Below are 17,509 nucleotides of genomic sequence, written 5' to 3' on the forward strand. Positions count from 1 at the left end.
CTGATCTGGGACGGCTCACTCCGCACCCCGGTACGGGAGTCCGTCAGGGGCGCGGCGGTTCGTCCTCCTGGAATCGCAGACGCCCAGCACGGACTCCGGTGGCACATGCCTACGCCGCCTGGCCTACATTCTGCGAGCTGAAACGACACTCCGACAGACAGAGAGAAACCGGTGCCGAAACATCGTCCGCGATAACGATCCGGTGGCCGGGTCGCGTCGGATCCCGTCGAGAGTTCTTCGCCACCATCAGTTCACTTATCCACGGACACAGTGTATCGATTCTTACAAACGTGGATGGATCGGAGGACATCACTACGGTGCGATGCGATGATTACTGTTGTGGTTCATTGGATCCCACTCATCAGCTCGCTTGTCGTCGCTGGCGCGGCCTTTGTGGGCGTATTGATCAACAATCGAACGAATCGCCGGGCAATCTCAGCAGCGGACGAGCGGAACCAGATCGCACTGGACGCTGCCCAGCGAAACGTCGACGCAACCATCTCCGCTGCGGCCAGAAATATTGAAGCAACCAACGCTGCCTCGGAGCGTCGTGAACATGATAAGTGGCGAAGGGAGCAAATTGTCGCCATAGTTGCAAACGCCCTTGACATAGCGAACACTACTTGTCAAAGGCTATGGCGAAAATCCGAATGGAATAACGATGCTCTTCTGAGCTTGCCATCTGAGTTGCATCACATAGTTGAGCAGTCGCGGGCTGAAGCCAATGCATTGAAGATTATCGCAGATGACACCCTGTACCGATCATGGGAAAATCTTTGGGCAGTATTGGTAAATTCACTACTTGCTGCCTACGACTTCCGCAAGCGACACCGAGATGAGAACTACGAGGAAATAGTAAGGCTGGCGATAAAGGAACAGGTTGTTTGCCTGATGAGAGTCCATGAGGCAGAGAGTCATCTCATCTCAGCTGCAAAGGCCGTCCTGCCTTTGTGCCTGTACATGTATCACCCGCTCAACTCGATACCCCCATCGCTTGAACAACCGCCTTCACCTGCGCGATCTAACGGGGCGAGCGTGGCGCCAGGCCGGGCATCGGCGCCGTCGGCGCCGATGCTGATCGTCCAGTCGGCGGGGTGTCGCAGCCGATCCTGAATTTGAGCACGTAAGCGTGAGCGATTTAGCAGCGGTCATTCGCCCGACCTCCACATCGACCCTGTCCCCCGCTGTCAAAGTGGTGCCCCACCCAGTAGAGCATGAATTGGTGGCGAGCTCCCCTTGGGTTCGATTCCCCAGCTCCACGATAGAAAGGCCAGGTCAAGCCCTGGGCTTTCGCATGCGATGGGCTCTTGGTCCACACCGCGGTCCACATTGACATCTGAGGGGATGTCAGCGCAACAATACGAGAGGTTTAAGTATGCCCGCACCGCGGGCCCGTACCCGCGAAGACGGTACCGTCTTTGTCAGGGGAGGTTCCGCCTCTATGGGCGACGGCCAGTCCCAGAAGGGTGCTCCTCACTCGCGATATGTCGAGTCGATGCCGGTCAAGTCTGGGGGCGTGGTGCAACGGGGGCGGTCACCGCTGATCCGTTTTCGGTCAGGCGGTGAGTGTTGTGGAGGTGGTTTCCTCCTGTTCGGTCGGGTCGGTGTCGGTGCTGATGGTGCGGGCGAGCACGTCCAGGCCGAGGTAGCGGCGGCCTTCGATCCATTCGTTGTGCTGCTCGGCCAGTACGGCGCCGACGAGCCGGATGATGGCGTTGCGGTCGGGGAATATGCCGACCACGTCGGCGCGGCGCCTGATTTCCTTGTTCAGCCGTTCCTGTGGGCTATTGCTCCAGTTCTGGCGCCAGAGCTGTGTGGGGAAGGCGGTGAACGCCAGCAGATCCGCGCGTGCCGCGTCCAGATGCCCGGCCACCTTCTGCAGTTTCTCGGTGAGTGCGTCGAAAATTCGATCACATTGGGCGGCAACACATCAGCGTCGGCTTGGTCGAAGACCGAGGGTGCGCACCCACAGCCACGACGATTTCGGACATACCGACATCAAAATTGACGGTGTAATGCGTTCGACAGCGTTGCCACGAGGCGCCGGGCAGGGCCGCGCCGATCGCGGCCACCAAGCCGGCGCCCACACACACGAGGCCGACACCGACGAGCCCACCGATCCTGACACGTAGCAACTCCCGCCGCTCGGCCTCGGATATCGTGAACAGTCCTCTTCGGCCGCCCGGGTCCTCGCCGTCGCCGAATCCTGCGAATAATGAACGCATGTCGGGCGCAGAGCTAGGCTGAGCGAAAGCCTCTGCCGCAGAGCTATCGACCTTGCAGACGCGATGCGAATCACGCATATGATGGGCCGACGGAACGTCGGAGCCGTAGGTGCGAACTTGTCGGATCCGGACGATAAGTTAACATGCACGGCCGGTATGCGCATCTGTGCGACATACGCGTACGCGCGGCTACCTGTCCCTGCTTGATGAGAAGGTGGACTTGACCGACACCACGACCCTTGCTGCCCCCGGTGCCCCGAAGGTGCTGACCGAGACCGACACCAGCCCATTGGTGCAGCATCTCGACGAGGGCTACCTCATCGACTTCCTCACCAACAAGCCGGTGAAGGACAACGGCAAGGAGAGGGTGCGGCAGCGGATCCTGCGGGTGCTCTTCCACGAGTATCAGGTGGCCCCGGAGGATATGGAGCGCGATTTTCCGGTCAAGATCGGCCTAGACGGGAAAACCAGGAACAAGAAGGTCGATATTGCCGTCTTCGCTCCCGGCGCCGAACACACCGAGGCCAATCTGCGTCGTGTGGTCGTGTGCAAACAGGAGCCCAAGCGCGGCAAGAACGTCGTCAAGCTGCGTGACCTGGACCAGATGAAGTCCGAGCAAGCGGAGCTCGAGGCGCTGCTGGGCGCCGAGGACTTCCCCGAGCGACGTCACGGCATGTGGACCGACAATCTCGACTTTTTCTTCATCGAGAAGGAGTCGGGTCGTTTCGGCGCCACCTACCACCAGCGTGCCGACTGGCCGCTGGCCGACGGAACCGTCGGCTCCGGCCAGGTCGCCTCCGCCCAGCAGCTGCGCCGCGCCGAGCCGGAGATGCTCAAGGTCACATTCCGGCGTTGCCACAACTACATCCACGGCAACGAGGGCATGCCGAAGGACGCTGCGTTCTGGCAGTTCCTCTACCTGCTCTTCGCGAAGATGTATGACGAACGCGCTGCGCGCGACGGAAGTCCCCGACGCTTCTACACAACGATGACAGAGCCGTATGAGGAGCAGGGCCGGGCTGCGATCCGAGCTCGGATCCTCGACCTCTTCGAAGACGTCAAGCAGCAGTACGCCGCTTCCAGGTTGTTCAGCGACCGCGACCAGATCACCCTCTCTGATCGGGCGTTGGCCTTCATCGTCAGCGAGTTGGCGTCTTACGATCTGGGCCGCACGGATATCGATGCCAAGGGACTGGCCTACCAGGAGCTGGTCGGCACGAACCTGCGGGGCGATCGCGGGCAGTACTTCACTCCGCGCGGCGCGGTGAGGCTGATGATCGACATCCTTGACCCCCAGGAGGATGAGACTGTTCTCGACCCCACCTGCGGTACCGGCGGGTTCCTCCACGCCACCTTGACCCACCTGCACCACAAGATGCAGGACGAGGACGGCACCCGCGGGCTCCCCGACTCGCCTGAGCAGAGCGAGCGCTACCGTGACCGGCTGCGCGCATACGCCGACCGGCACCTCTTCGGTGCTGATTTCGACCCGTTCCTGGTGCGGGCTACCTCGATGAACATCATGACGCTGGCCGACACCCCCGGCAACGTCTTCCACATGGACTCGCTTGCCTTCCCGAGGGGCCATCTCTCCGGTGTCGCCGAGGCGAATAGGCGGATCCCGCTGGCAAAGGGCAACTCTCCAGGCGTGGTCGATGTGCTGCTGACCAACCCGCCGTTCGGTGCCGATATTCCGGTCAGTGACGAGTCGGTGCTCGGCGACTTCCGCGAAGGTGTGGCGAAGTCGTGGTCGCGCGACAAGGAGACCGGCGAACTGCGTGAGAGCGCTAACCTCCCAGGCGCTCTAGCGCCCGAGCAGTTGTTCGTGCAGCGCGCCATCGAGTGGATCAAGCCTGGCGGTCGGCTCGGTATCGTTCTACCGAACGGCATCCTCTCCAATCCAGGCCCGGCCGACGAGGGCATCCGCCGCTTCATCCTGCGAGAGTGCTGGGTGCTGGCCAGCATCGAGCTGCCGGTAGAGACGTTCATCGTCGATGCAAACGTCAACATCCTCACCACCTTGCTCTTCCTCAAGCGTAAGACCGACGAAGAGAAGACCGCCGAGGAACTCGGCGATGTGATTTCCTATCCGGTCTTCATGGCGGTTGCGGAGAAGGTCGGCGTCGATCGTCGCGGCAACGAGCTCTACCAGCGGGCTCCCGATGGCGACGTCATAATGGAGACCTTCGAGGAGACCGAGTACATCACCATCTCCAGTGTCCCCCGTACTCGCGTGGTGAAGCGCAGCCGCCCGGTCATCGACAACGACCTGCCGCTGATCGCGGAGAAGTACCGGGAATTCCGCAAACACCATCAGATCCCGGGCTTCGATCCGCGCGCCGGCAAGGGAGCCGCAGAGTGAAGGTCACCAGCCTTGATAACCCGGTCAAGGTCGATTGGTTCTTCGAGCAGGGATGTCGTCTGGACCCGGCCCCATACCTTTCCGGTGCGCTGGAAGCCCGCAAGCGCCTTGAGGCGCTACCCAACACGGTACGACTCGACGCTGTGACCAACAGCATTCATCATGCAGGGCGCTTCAGCCGACGTTGGGTCGAGAATTCGGAGCACGGCGTCCCGTTCTTTTCCAGCACGGACATCCTGGAGGCGGACTACTCCTACCTGCCCTACGTCGCAAAGAGTGCAGCGAAGGAAAATCCACAACTGCTGATCCGACCTCGCTGGACACTGGTCACTCGTTCCGGCACCGTCGGACGGATTGCGTACGCCCGGCCAGACATCGACGGGTTCGCCTGCAGCGAGCATGTCATGCGGGTCCTACCAAATGAGAAGAAGATCCCAGCTGGCTACCTGAACACCTTCCTCCGCAGCCGCTTCGGAATCCCGATGATCGTCTCTTCGGCGTACGGCGCGATCGTCCAGCACATCGAGCCGCACCATCTTGTCGACCTCCCGGTGCCCCGCTTCGACGCCGATCTGGAGCACCGCATTCACGACCTTGTCGAGGAAGCCGCCCGCCTCCGCGCCGGCTTCCAAGCAAGCCTGAACGCCGCCACCGAGGACTTCTTCCGCAGCGTCGGATTGCCCGAGCTCATCGACTACCGCTGGCATGAGCAGGAGCCCGACTTGGGGTTCGTCGTCAGCGGCCTCTCATCGTCCACCCTACGTGCGCTGAATTTCTCACCGCGTGCTCAGCTTCTGATCCAGAAGCTGAAGTCGGTCGAGCACCGCAGCCTTGGGCAGATCTGTGAGAACGGCGTGCTCAGCCGTGGCATCCGGTTCAAGCGGATCGACGCCGACGAGGAGCACGGCGTTCCGCTGATCGGACAGCGCCAGGCATTTTGGTCACGTCCGGAAGGGCGTCTCATCAGTCGAGGCGCTCTGCCCGCAGAGGTCTTCGCGAAGGACGAGACCATCCTTGTCGCATCTCAGGGAACCCTCGGGGAGCGCGAAGTATATTGTCGCGCCATTCTTGTCACGGGGACCTGGCTTGATCATGCCTACTCGGAGCACTTTCTCCGGATCGACAGCGGCGACTCCGAGGTCCCGGGCGCCTACCTGTTTGCGTTCCTTCGTTCGGAGCCTGCATTTCGGCTCTTCCGTTCAGTGAGTACTGGCGGTAAGCAGCAGGACATTCATGAAGGTCTGCGAAGCGGGATTCCTGTACCAACGGCCCGCTACGCAGATCGACTTCGGATCGCGGAGACGGTTCGTCACGCATTCCGCGACCGTGACCGCGCGGATGTGCTAGAAGATGAAGCGCTGGACTTGTTGACGAAAGCGGTTGAGGGGGCGGAGGTCTGATGGCGCGGATCGTTCGGATTGGGGAGCCTGCGAACGATCCCGAGCGGCGAGTCATCGCGTACTTGCGCGATCATGGCCCCGACGACTGGACGGTCCTGCACAACTTCGAGGTTTCCGATGCCCGCGGCAATCTGTTCGAAGTCGACCTTGCCGTAGTGACCGGACACATGGTCTACGTCATCGACGTCAAGGGCACCTTCGGTCGTATCGATGTTCATGGCGGCAGGTGGATGCCGGCCGGGCGCCCGCCGTTCCACAGTCCATTGCCGAAGCTGCGGGAGAATGCCAAGCGCGTCAAGGCACTGCTGGAGCAGCGGTATCCCGCGCTGACTCGGGTGTTTGTGGGTGCAGTCGTCGTGCTTCCGGTGAAGGACGCGCGGCTGATCGACCACAACTCCCCGCAGCGGGATGCCGAAGCGACGGTCAACCTCCAGCATCTGATCGCGCTGCTCTCCGACGCCTCCCGAGTGCCGACCGGCGCCTACGCCGTCGACGCCGATATCAGCCGCCACCACAACAAGATCGTCGAAGCGATCGAAGGCGTGGGCAGGGCGCCATCGGGGCCGCTGCTCTTCGGCAACTGGCAGGTACTGGAGACCCTCAGCGAGACTCAGCACGCCCCCGGTGTCGACGTCGTTGCCGAGTACCGGGCCAAGAACGCCAACACCGTTCAAGGTTCTGGCACTGTTCGTCTGGTGGTGCGTCAGGCGGATGTGTACGCCGAGTCGAAGGAGCGAGAGAGGCAGCAGAAGCAGATCGGCGTCGCCTACGAGGCCCTCGGCAAGCTGCCGGCTCATCCCGCCATCGTCGGTGTGCGCGACTTCTTCCCCGACGTCGAGGACCGCGGTTACGTGACGGTCTACGACGACGTACCGGGTTCGGCGCTCCGGGTGCATCTGGGACCGGCCGCGGTCGAGCCGCTGACATTCGACCGCAAGTTGCGCATTTTGCAGCAAGTACTCGACGGGTTGGCGCTCATCCAGACCCGCCGTCTCGTGCACCGTGCCTTGAGCCCGGCCACGATCGTGCTCACCAATGACGGACGAGCGATGATCACCGGCTTCGACTACGCCAAGACAGCCCAGCAGCGAGCACACACGGTCGTGCACGAGGCCCACACCCATGCCGACACCGCGTACCTGGCTCCCGAGGCGATCGAGAGTCCGGCAAAGATGGGCGCGAAATCCGATATCTATGCCGTCGGTGTGATCGGGTTCGAACTCTTCACCGGGCGTCGGCCGTTCGACTCGATGACCAACCAGGTTCGGGCCCGCGGGGTGCTGCCCGAGCGGGATCTGGTGCAGGCCGATGTTCCGCCGCAACTGCGGCATTGGCTGGCACTGCTCTGCGCCGCGAACCCGGAAGATCGACCCGACGCCAAGGAGGCTTTGCGGCGACTGCAGTTGGCGATCGGGGAGGTACGCCGACCGAAGCGCCGCGTCGGAAGTGGTGACGACGGAAACTCTCCGGACCCAGCGTCGAATGTTGTCCGTGACGCCGACGCGGACCCCCGGCGCGACCCGGAATTCTGGCGGCACCTGGAGCGCGACTACCTGCTGGGCACGAAGTACCTGGTGAAGACCCGGCTGGGCAAACCAGGGGCTTCCGGCGTCGCCTACCGGGTGTATGACTCGATGCGGAATATCGACCGGGTGGTGAAGCTGATCCTGAGCGACCCCGCGAATCCGCAGGAGCAGGCCCGTCGTGAGGGCAAAGTCATGGATCGGCTGAGCAGCTCCAGCCACCCCAACGTGGTCGAGCTGGTCGACGTCGACCAACTGCCGCCGCCGTATTCGCACCCCTATCTAGTCTTCGAATACGTCGAGGGAAAGGACCTCGGCGAGGTCATCCGCAGCGGCACGCTGACCGTGTCGGATGTGCTCGGCATCGGTCGTGATGTGGCGGCGGGGCTGGCGCATATTCACTCGCTGGACGTGTGGCACTGCGATATCAAGCCGGGCAACCTGCTGTGGACCGAGGACGGTGTCCGAATCCTGGACTTCGGCATTGCCAAGACCCCCGAGTCCACGCAGGGCCATACCTCCAATACGCCCAGGTATACCGCGCCTGATATTGATCAGGTGCCCGCGACGGGCGCCGGGTTTGTCGACCGGGATTTGTATGCGCTCGGCGTGACCCTGTACGAGGCGTTAACCGGTGCGTACCCATGGCCCACGAGCACACCACCCCCGGGAATGCCGGCCGAGGACCCGCGCACCCGGTTCACGTTGCCGGAGGAAGTGCCAGCGAAACTGGTCAAGACCATACTGAGGGCGATTGCTCCCGAGCGCGGTGAACGGTTCACCAGCGCCGAGGAGTTTCTCGCATCGCTCCAAGGGGCCGATGAAGCGCTGGCGACGGGCACGGCTGTCATCGAAAGTCAGGCGCGCAGCAGCGTGGTGGCGTCGGTGTCCGGGCGCAAGGGATCGGAGCCGGCGGCGTCGGGGGAGAACCCGTTCGTCGCCCACCTGCAGACTCTCTACAGCCAGAGCCGACGCAGCAATCGCGGTACCCGCGGAATGGACGCGCATGACTACCGCATCTATGTACCGACCGCTCTCGACACAGCTCTCGCCCCGGCCGTGTTGAATGGAGCGCATGCGTTGGTGATCGTCACGGGCAACGCCGGAGACGGTAAAACCGCGTTTCTGGAGCGGCTCACGGCCGATGCCCGAGCCGCGGGCGCGACCTTCACCGCGGAGCGGCCCAACGGCGCCGAGTTCGAACTGGGTGGTCGTCGTTTCCGCACCAACTACGACGGCAGTCAGGACGAAGACGACGTCGCCAGCGACGAGGTTCTCACCGAGTTCTTCGCGCCTTTCGAAGGCGACGACGAAATCGGCACGCCGGATGCCGAGACGCGGTTGATCGCAGTCAACGAGGGTCGCTTGATCGACTTCCTGTCCCATCACAGCCAGCGGTTCGCGGCGCTCGCCGCAGCGGTCGAAGAAGGGCTTCGTGGCGAGCAGAACCCCAGTGCGGTCGCCGTGATCAACCTCAACCTCCGGGATGTCACCGTGCGGCCCGCGGATGTCGTCGACGGGGACGATGACAGCGACTCGATCCTGGAGCGGATGCTGACCCAGATCAGCACCCCCGACTTCTGGGAAGCCTGTAGTGGCTGCGCCATTATCGACTCCTGCTATGCCCGGCGCAATGCGGCGACGATCGCAAACCCTGTGCTTGGCGCGCAGGTTCGTGACCGACTGCGCCGTATCTACGAGATCGCTCAATTGCGCGGGCGGCTGCACATCACCCTCCGGGATCTGCGTTCCGCGCTCGCCTACACGATCACCTCGGGACGTGACTGCGGCGAAATCCATGAGCTCTATAATGCGTCGGACCGTGCCGCGATCCTGGAAGCGCACTACTTCAATGCCTATCGTGGTGGTGCACCGGAGGTAGAGCGAGACCGGCTGCTCCTGCAGTTGCGTGAGGTCGATGTCGCTGCGGTGCCACAGCCGGTGCTGGACCGGCGATTGGCGGCCGAAGGGTTGCTGGAACACCAGCTGATCACCCCGGGGGACCGGTACAACCCTGACCGGGACCTACTCGATGCGGTCTACACCGGGATCAGCGAGAACCCGACCAGCACGCCAGCGACAACCGGCTATGTAGCCGCGTCCCGGCGCTTGATGTACTTCGAGATGCGCGATCCCGTCGCGGCGATGAAAATGTTGCCGTACGCCTCGGCCCGGAGCTTTCTGGACCATCTCGACCGGATTCAGCCCCAGGTCGAAGACGTCTTGCGAGCACTGAATCGCAGTGAGGGAGTGATCTCGCCCGATATTGCCGACGGCGGGCTGGTGATCCGGGTTCGTGACGTCGTCGGCGGCACGGTCCGCAGCCTTCGCCGCTTCCCCAAGGACGGCTTCACCGTGGGCCGGGTCGGCGCCGATGTACACCGGTATCTGGAGACCAGACCTAGCGCGCTGCGACTGACCTACACCGATCAGGGCTCCGTCGAGGCCGCACCAGCGGAACTGCGCATAGGGCTGGACCTGTTCGAACTGCTCGAGCGGTTCCGGCGCGGCTATCAGGCCAGCGTCGACGATGATCAGGGTTATGCGCTGGCCCTGACCGTTTTCAAGAACCAACTCGCGGCCGTGCCTTACCAAGAGGTGCTGCTCACCGTCGACGGTGCGCTGATGCACACCGTGCGCCGAACGGAAGACGGAGTGCTGCACCTGGTCTCGCAGGCCGCGGATATACCGGAGACCGAGGAGTCGGAATGGCGCTAGACAGTAAGGACCGAGCCTTCCGGTGTGACTCGATCAGCCGGATCGACTACAAGACCCTCACCATGGACCGGGTCCTCACCGCTTTCCTTGCCCGGTTGTGGCACGACGGGGTGCCGAGCCGGATGAGCCGGGCGGTCGAACTCACGGTCGAGGATTATCTCTCGTTGCTGCTGGATCCGGCCGCGCCGTTCGAAGGGTTCGCCGACAACGAGGACATCAGCCGTCGGTGGGTCGGCACACACCTGCTCGACTTGGTGAGTCGGGGCCGGGTTACCGAGGCGGTCGCCGGACCTCGGCCGCTGCACGGTTTTGCTTACCGGTTGCGCAATAGCCGCCACTCCCGCCCCTACGGTGCCGACGAGCAGCTCTACGAGATGCTGGCGATCAAGCCGTTGGCGGTCCGCAGGCTGAAGGACTTCTTCTTCTCCGATATCGGGCCCGACGGAAAAGTGATCCCGGGGCCCGATATCGATGTGGAGTCGCAGGCGCTGTTGAGCATGGTCTCGATGACCGAGAAGAAGGCTCAGGACCGGCCCGACGGTTCCAGTCGCAAGCCGTTGGCGCCGTTGTGCAAGCAGCCCGCCGAGTTGATGGCCGATGATGTGCTGCGGTTGTTGCTGCACCGCGACTTCATGCCGCGTACCGTGCTCGTCGAGCATCTCAAGATCTTGCTCTCCTTCCATCTCGCGCTCTATCACCTGCGAATGATCAAATTGGTCCCGGCTGCCGTGCGCACTGGAGCCGTGGACCCGTCCTGCACTCGCGGGCACCGCCCTGGAGAGCGCTGCCCGTATGCGGTCAACCTCTTCATCGACGTCGTCGGGGTCGACAACGGCGCCCCCGCGTCCTACGCCGCCAGGAGCGCCGCGATCTGGTACGGCCGGATGCCGCAGTTCATCCGGGGCGCCTTCGCTGTCCAGAAGTTGAGCGACTTCGCGGCAGACCTGGCCAAATACGGGAAGCTGCCCAAAGCGGACGGACGCAGCGAGTTGCCGGCGGCCGAGCTGATCGCACTGTTGGCGGACAAGAACAAAAAAGACCGCGAGGCGTTTTTCGACATGCGGGTGCGCCGCATCCTCGATGACGAGGAAGAACCGCTGGCGCCGGAGCTGCAGGCGATCGTGGATCTCGGTCTGAGCCGCTTCGAGACCTACCTCGAGCTGATCATGTACTACCGCGGCCCATTCCAGCGGAAGTACCTGGTCGCCTGTTTTGACTCGCTGCTGATGAAGAACCGGCCCGGCCAGCTGATCACCCAGCCACGGGGGAAGGCCGGTGTGCGCCGGTTCGTGCTCGACTCGCGGCTGCTGGAAGTGCTCGTGCAGGTATCGCTCGTGCACCAGGATGACACCGGGCGGATGCGCACCCGGCCGATGCGCGTCGATCAGGTGCTGGACCTGCTCCAGGACCGGTACGGACTGCACATCGATCAACTGCCGGGCGCGGACGGGTTCACCGGCGCCGACGTTGGAGACCAGGCGGCGTTGCGGGAGAACTCTGTGGCATTCGTCGACCGGCTCCGGGAGATCGGCTACTACCGCGACTTGTCTGATGCCTACCTGACCCAGACCGTCACGCCGCGCTTCACCATCCGTGCCGATGGCCTTGGGGCGGAGAGGAGCCCACGATGACCGTGACGACGGTCGGGCTCGTCGAGCCCACGTCTGCTGATGTGCGCAGTGCGTTGGAGGACGTTCTGGTGCCGCGCCTGCTGAGTCTGCTCACGGCTCGGCAAGCCGGTCACTGTATGCGGGTCACCGAACTCGAAACCGACCTTGCGTTTCGCCTGGTCCAACGGCTCCGGACGGCCACCCTGCCGGGTACCGCGGTGTGCCTGCTGTCCGCCGACGAGCAGGTCCGTGAGGACACCACCGGATCGTTGGTGAGCAGCACCAAGCTGGTTGAGCTGCGGAACCGCCCGATCGAGGAGGCAACCGGCCCCCTGCTGGTCTTCGTGCCGCCAGGCTTGCGAGCCAGCGCCGAGGACTCCTTCGGGGTAGCCACATTCGAAGAGGTTGCCCTCGGTGATGCCTATCGGATGCTGCGCGAGGAGCTGCTGGCAAAGGTGCCTGCCGCCCTGCGCGACGGCATCGACTGGCTGCAAGAGACCCTCTCACAGAAGAACGACGGCCGCGGCAATGACCGTGCCTGGGCACACTACTTGCTGACCATCGCGGCCAATGACTACGAGCCCGATGCCGCCGGTGCGGCCGTCTACCAATTCGGGCTGGTGCCCGACCTCAGCTTGTTCACCTCGGGCGCCGATGTGGCAAGTCGTATCGCCCACAACCGAACACACGTCGACGAGCTCAGTCGCATCGAACTCGACGAGCGCCAACGTGTGCTCGGCCTCGGGCTGTCCGACTCCACCTTCATTGCGAAGCTTGCCGGATTCGCCGGGCGGATCGGGCTGGAAGATCGCAACGCGTGGACCCGACGGGTCATCACCGATCGTGAGAACCGGGAGCTCACCTTCGACAAGTGGCCGGCGCCCCGCAGTCGCGAGGTCTCCATCGGCATCGACGTACACACCCTCGACCTGCCCAGGGTCGGCGACCACGCCGAACACCTGGAGCGGTATCCCGTCCTCAAGTCCCTGGCTGGCCAGCCCTATCTGATCGCTGGCGCCAACGGCACGAAGACCCTGGCCGCCAAGTTCAAAGTCGACACTCCACTGACCCCGACCGACGGACTGCTCAAACTCAGAGCCGAGATCGTGGCCGAAGACGGCGGCCCCACCGGGCGCGCGGTGTCGGTCGCGGCCGGAGTGAAGCCGAAGAGTGACTACAAGGCGACCGTACGGAACTTGCACAAAGCCGACCTCGACGAAGGCTGGCACGTCCTGTCGGTCACTCCAGTCGCCGATGCCGACCGTCCGGTCGTAGTGAAGTCGGGAACCGGCCGGAGCGAGGCGTTCTTCGTGGTCCGTGCCGACGACGACGAAGAGCCACCGGAAAACAAGGCGACTCGATACGAAAGCGTGCTGCACGCTGTGGAACACGCCGCGTTCGACCGGTGCGTCGATGGCAAGTCGGCGCGTGACCTGAAGCCAGGAGAGACCGCCTGGTCCACACCGGCCAAGGGCGGCCTCCATGTTGCCGCCAGTGTGCGCATCGAAGGCGCCGGCAATATCGAAGTCCGGCTTTCGGAGCGTTTGACCGACATCGAACGCAAGACTCTGCTGGCACCGGCTGAAACCGGGCTGTGGCAGTTACCCATCAACCAGGGCGGCGCCCTGCCCGAGCCGCGGCGCGACGAGACCGAATGGGTGTCTGGACTCGGGCCGGAGGCCGAGCGCGCATTCGGAGCGATGCTCTCGACCCGCAGCCGGCTGTTCGCCGATGTGCTCGGCGTCGTCGACGACGACCACCCGGGCGAGGTCGTCGAGACAGCCGACCTGACCGCGATGCGTACCCAGATCACCGAGTACGCCGCCGCTTTCCAGAAGACGCTGAACGCGCAGTCGATGTATGTGCAACACGCCGACTCCGCACAGAAGGCCACGGCACTGCGCGCGCTGGCGGGACTGCAGCAACTCGATGCGGTGGCGATCACCTACATCGACGGCCTGGGAGCATTGCACCGGTTGCTCTTGGTGGGGCCGACCCATCCTCTGCGGCTGCTGTGGCTTTCGGAGTGGGCTGCGCTCGGTGCACAGTGGCGCACCGATCTGAACGGTCGGTCGAAAGAGCCTGCGGTGAATGCTCGGACGTCTTTCTTCGAGCGCCTGGACTCACTTGGCTTCCCGTTCGCGGTGCCGCGTCAAGATGGTCGGCTGCTGGCCACGACCGACAATCTGACGCCGTTCTGGGCGGCATACGCTCCCAGCGGCGTCGAGGACTCCCACGGGCTCGTCGGCAAGATCGCCGACGCGCTCGGCGTACCGCCCGCCGCGCGGGAGACCAGCGCCGACTCGACCGGCTCGGTCCTGGCTGACCGGGTCGAACGTTACGTGCGCCAGCACCCCTATGTCCGGACGCTCGTCATCAACATCGTCAACCCGGGCGATGCCGCCCTGATCGTCGAAATCCTGCTCGAGCTCCAACGGCGGCCCGAAACCAAGCACCTCAACTACGACTTGCGCCTGTGCACCGATCAGACCGAGATGCCGGGAATTGGCGACGAGCTGGCCGAGCTGACCCGTTCGGACAGCCGGTTCAATAGTGCCGAGGCCGAAGCGTTCGGGGCACGGCAGGCACGCGGCGTGCCGAAGCTTGCCTACTCGGTGCGTTCGCTGAGAGAGTTCGCGGACAACCCGGAAGAGTTCGAGGCACACCTGACCATCCTCATCGACGCCTTCGCCGGGGAAGAGCACGACACCACTCGGCTGCACCAGGTCAAGCAGGCGCCGTCACACGGGCTTGTCCAACAGGCGACCACTCTATTCCACATTGATGACGAGGGAGCCGGGGTTACCTGGCGCAAGACGCCGCTGTTCGCGCCGACCGTTCGCGGGACCGGGGATACCGGAGAACTCTTGGTCGAGCTTCCCCGTGACTTGGCGCTCTCCGCCGCAGCCGTCGCGACCAAAGCATTCGACCGTGTGCCCACGACGACCCTAACCCTCGATGCCGTGCAGCGCTCGCTGCTGCACCAGGCGCACGACACCAGCGACTGGGTCATCGTCATCGATCGGACGCTCGGTCTGGAGTATTTCGACCGTGCCGACGACCGCGGAGCGAGCGACTACGTCATCGATTACGTCGCCGGCAGAACAGGACTCGGTCGCCAGGTACTGGTGAGTTCACGCAAGGTCGACGAACTGCGAAGCCTGCTCGCCCCGGTAGTTGCCGACCATGGCATCGAGGTCGATGACCGGCACCTGCAGACATTCTTCGAACAGCTCCGGTTGCTGTCCGGAAGCCTGGCGTTCAAACTGGCGTCCGCAGCCCGCAACCAGCGCTCCGAAGTGCTCGGGCTCGCGCTGGCACGCATCTATCTGGAAGGGCAGCGCGTGCTCGGCGACCAGATCGTCGTGCCCCTCGACGCACATCATGAGCTGTATGCCGAGACCCGCCGCGCGGCGTCCGCGGCACGGTCGTTGCGACGTACGGACCTCGCCTTGTTCAGTTTCGACGCGCACAGCCGGACGATCACCTGCCGACTGATCGAGGTCAAGGCCTACTCGACCATTCCCGACCCAGCCGCGTACGAGCGGTTGCAGGAGCAGATCAGCGAACAGATCGCCACCTCAGAGAAAGTGCTCAAGGAACAGTTCGATCCCAGCCTCACCGACCCCGATCGCGTGGACAGAACGGTGAAGAACCTGGAACTGGTTGCCCTCCTCCGCTTCTACCTGGAGCGGGCCGAGCGCTATCGGATGGTCGACCGCTCGGTCGGGAGCCATGCCCGGCGACTGCTGGAAACACTGGACGACGGGTTCACCCTGAAGTTCGAGCGTGCGGGGCTCGTCTTCGACTTGTCCGGTAGGAGCAGCGATCCGGAGGAGATCGGCGGGGTCGAATTCCATCACATCGGGCGCGAAGAGATCGATGAACTACTCGGATCCGTGCCGACCGAACCGAAACGGCCAGGCGATGCCGCTGAACCCCACTCGATCACGATCCCGGCGCTCACTCGCACTCGCCGTACCGACGCGGCCTTCCGAGCACCGACCCTCGAACCCCTCGTCGAAGACGAACCCGAGCCGCCGACTTTCTCGCCGATCGACCCGCCCGCCGCGGAATCGTCCGTGCCAACCGGCTATTCCGCCGCGGAGCCAGCTGTATTCCAGGCCAAGGAGGCCGAGCCGCAGTACCGGTCCGAGCCGTCGCCGGAACCTCAGCCCGTGGCCGCCGAGGACGGCCCGGTGGACCCGTCAGACGCTGACAACGCTGGCGCGTCCGCTCCGGTCGATCGTGTACCGCCCGCACCTGACATCCTTGTCGGTGTCGCAGACGACACGCCGCAATGGGCGTTGTTGGGTGATGTGCCCGGGGGCCGCAAGACCGCACTCGACCTCAACGAGACGCACACTCTCAGTCTGTTCGGCGTCCAGGGAGGCGGGAAGAGCTACACCCTCGGCTCCATCATCGAAGGCGCCACACTTCACGCTCCGGGAATCAACCACCTGCCACACCCACTCGCGACAATCGTCTTCCACTACAGCAGCGATCGGGACTATGCTCCCGAATTCACCTCGATGATCGTCGCCAACGACCACGAGAGCCAGATCACCCAGCTACGGGAGCGCTACGGCGCCGAACCAGCTGCGCTGGAAGACGTCCTGCTGCTTACTCCCACAGACCAACTCGAGATACGTCGCCGCGAGTTTCCGGGCATCGACGTCCAGCCGCTGCTCTTCGGATCGGGTGAACTTCAGATCAACCACTGGAAGTTCCTGCTCGGAGCGGTCGGCAACCAGTCGCTGTATCTCCGTCAGCTTACCCAGATATTCCGGGCACACCGCTCCGATCTGAGCCTCGACACGATTCGAAACGCGGTCACCGCCTCGGCCATGGCCGACAACATGAAGGACCTTGTCCGGCAGCGGCTCGAGCTTGCCGGGCCCTATATCGACGACACCGTGCGCATCTCCGATTATGTACGCCCTGGACGACTCATCATCGTCGACCTGCGCGACGAGCTCATCGAGAAAGACGAAAGCCTGGGCCTCTTCGTAGTGCTCATGCAACTTTTCGCCCAGGCCACCGATGACGGCGGGCACTTCAACAAGCTGGTCGTCTTCGACGAGGCCCACAAGTACATCGGCAGCCCAGAACTAGTCGATGTGCTCGTCGAATCCGTCCGCGAGATGCGCCACAAAGGGATGAGCATCCTTGTGGCCAGCCAGGACCCGCTGTCGGTGCCTACGTCGCTCATCGAGCTCTCCGATGTCGTCCTCATGCACAAGATGACCTCGCCCGCCTGGCTGAAGCACATCCAAAAGGCCAACGCTGCTCTCAGTACCCTTCGATCCGAACAGCTTGCGCGCCTTCAGCCTGGCGAAGCATATCTGTGGGCGGGGAAGGCGACCGAGCGCTCGCTGACCCACGGAGCGGTCCGTGTCACCCTTCGCCCGCGGGTCACTCGGCATGGTGGCGCCACGAGGACCGCACATGGGTGATCCTTCGTCAACCCCCGGTTCAAGGCGTATTCGCTAGCCAAGGTCAGTGACGTGACCCTGTTTACCGCCCGGGGTCCGCGCCGCTGAGCGCGTCTCCCTGTGGACAGGGGATTGCTGGATTGATGTTCCCCCGGTTTTCCGGAGTTGGTTTGCTTGACTCTTGGTCACGAAGTCGTCGAAGGAGACTTGTTCGTGCCAAGGCGTTATCCCGAGGA

Annotated in this window: 6 protein-coding genes and 1 pseudogene; 6 read left to right on the forward strand and 1 reads right to left on the reverse strand. The window is 63.7% G+C overall.

Translation table 11 applies throughout. From position 1 onward, the window contains the following. Window positions 1-327 precede the first annotated feature (327 nt). Entirely contained in the window at window positions 328-1,113 is a 786-nt protein-coding gene (locus tag ACFU5M_RS11290) for a hypothetical protein (RefSeq protein ID WP_379047518.1), read from the forward strand. 442 nt (window positions 1,114-1,555) lie between these two features. Here the strand turns inward: ACFU5M_RS11290 and ACFU5M_RS11295 are convergent. Further along, window positions 1,556-2,114, reverse strand: a pseudogene (locus ACFU5M_RS11295) (transposase); the annotation flags it as partial. A 331-nt stretch (window positions 2,115-2,445) separates the two neighbouring features. On the opposite strand from ACFU5M_RS11295, the gene ACFU5M_RS11300 reads away from it, so the two are divergent. The 5 genes from ACFU5M_RS11300 to ACFU5M_RS11320 are packed head-to-tail and all read left to right on the forward strand — an operon-like array spanning window position 2,446 to window position 17,294. Next, on the forward strand, window positions 2,446-4,587 hold the full coding sequence (locus tag ACFU5M_RS11300; RefSeq protein ID WP_379047521.1) for a restriction endonuclease subunit M: 2,142 nt from the start codon (window positions 2,446-2,448) through the stop codon (window positions 4,585-4,587). Next, window positions 4,584-5,987, forward strand: a complete 1,404-nt coding sequence (locus ACFU5M_RS11305) for a hypothetical protein (RefSeq protein WP_379047524.1) — start codon at window positions 4,584-4,586, stop codon at window positions 5,985-5,987. The genes ACFU5M_RS11300 and ACFU5M_RS11305 overlap by 4 nt, the downstream gene beginning before the upstream one ends. Then, window positions 5,987-10,228 carry a protein kinase gene (locus ACFU5M_RS11310; RefSeq protein ID WP_379047527.1) on the forward strand — a complete coding sequence of 1,414 codons (4,242 nt, stop codon included), beginning with the start codon at window positions 5,987-5,989 and terminating at the stop codon, window positions 10,226-10,228. Before ACFU5M_RS11305 ends, ACFU5M_RS11310 begins: the two co-directional genes overlap by 1 nt. Next, complete coding sequence (locus tag ACFU5M_RS11315; protein WP_379047530.1) at window positions 10,219-11,859, forward strand: hypothetical protein; 1,641 nt, start codon at window positions 10,219-10,221, stop codon at window positions 11,857-11,859. The genes ACFU5M_RS11310 and ACFU5M_RS11315 overlap by 10 nt, the downstream gene beginning before the upstream one ends. Further along, window positions 11,856-17,294, forward strand: a complete 5,439-nt coding sequence (locus tag ACFU5M_RS11320; RefSeq protein ID WP_379047533.1) for a hypothetical protein — start codon at window positions 11,856-11,858, stop codon at window positions 17,292-17,294. Before ACFU5M_RS11315 ends, ACFU5M_RS11320 begins: the two co-directional genes overlap by 4 nt. The last annotated feature ends 215 nt before the right edge of the window (window positions 17,295-17,509 follow it).

Origin of the sequence: Nocardia sp. NPDC057455 (assembly GCF_042802775.1) — a bacterium.
Classification (GTDB): domain Bacteria; phylum Actinomycetota; class Actinomycetes; order Mycobacteriales; family Mycobacteriaceae; genus Nocardia.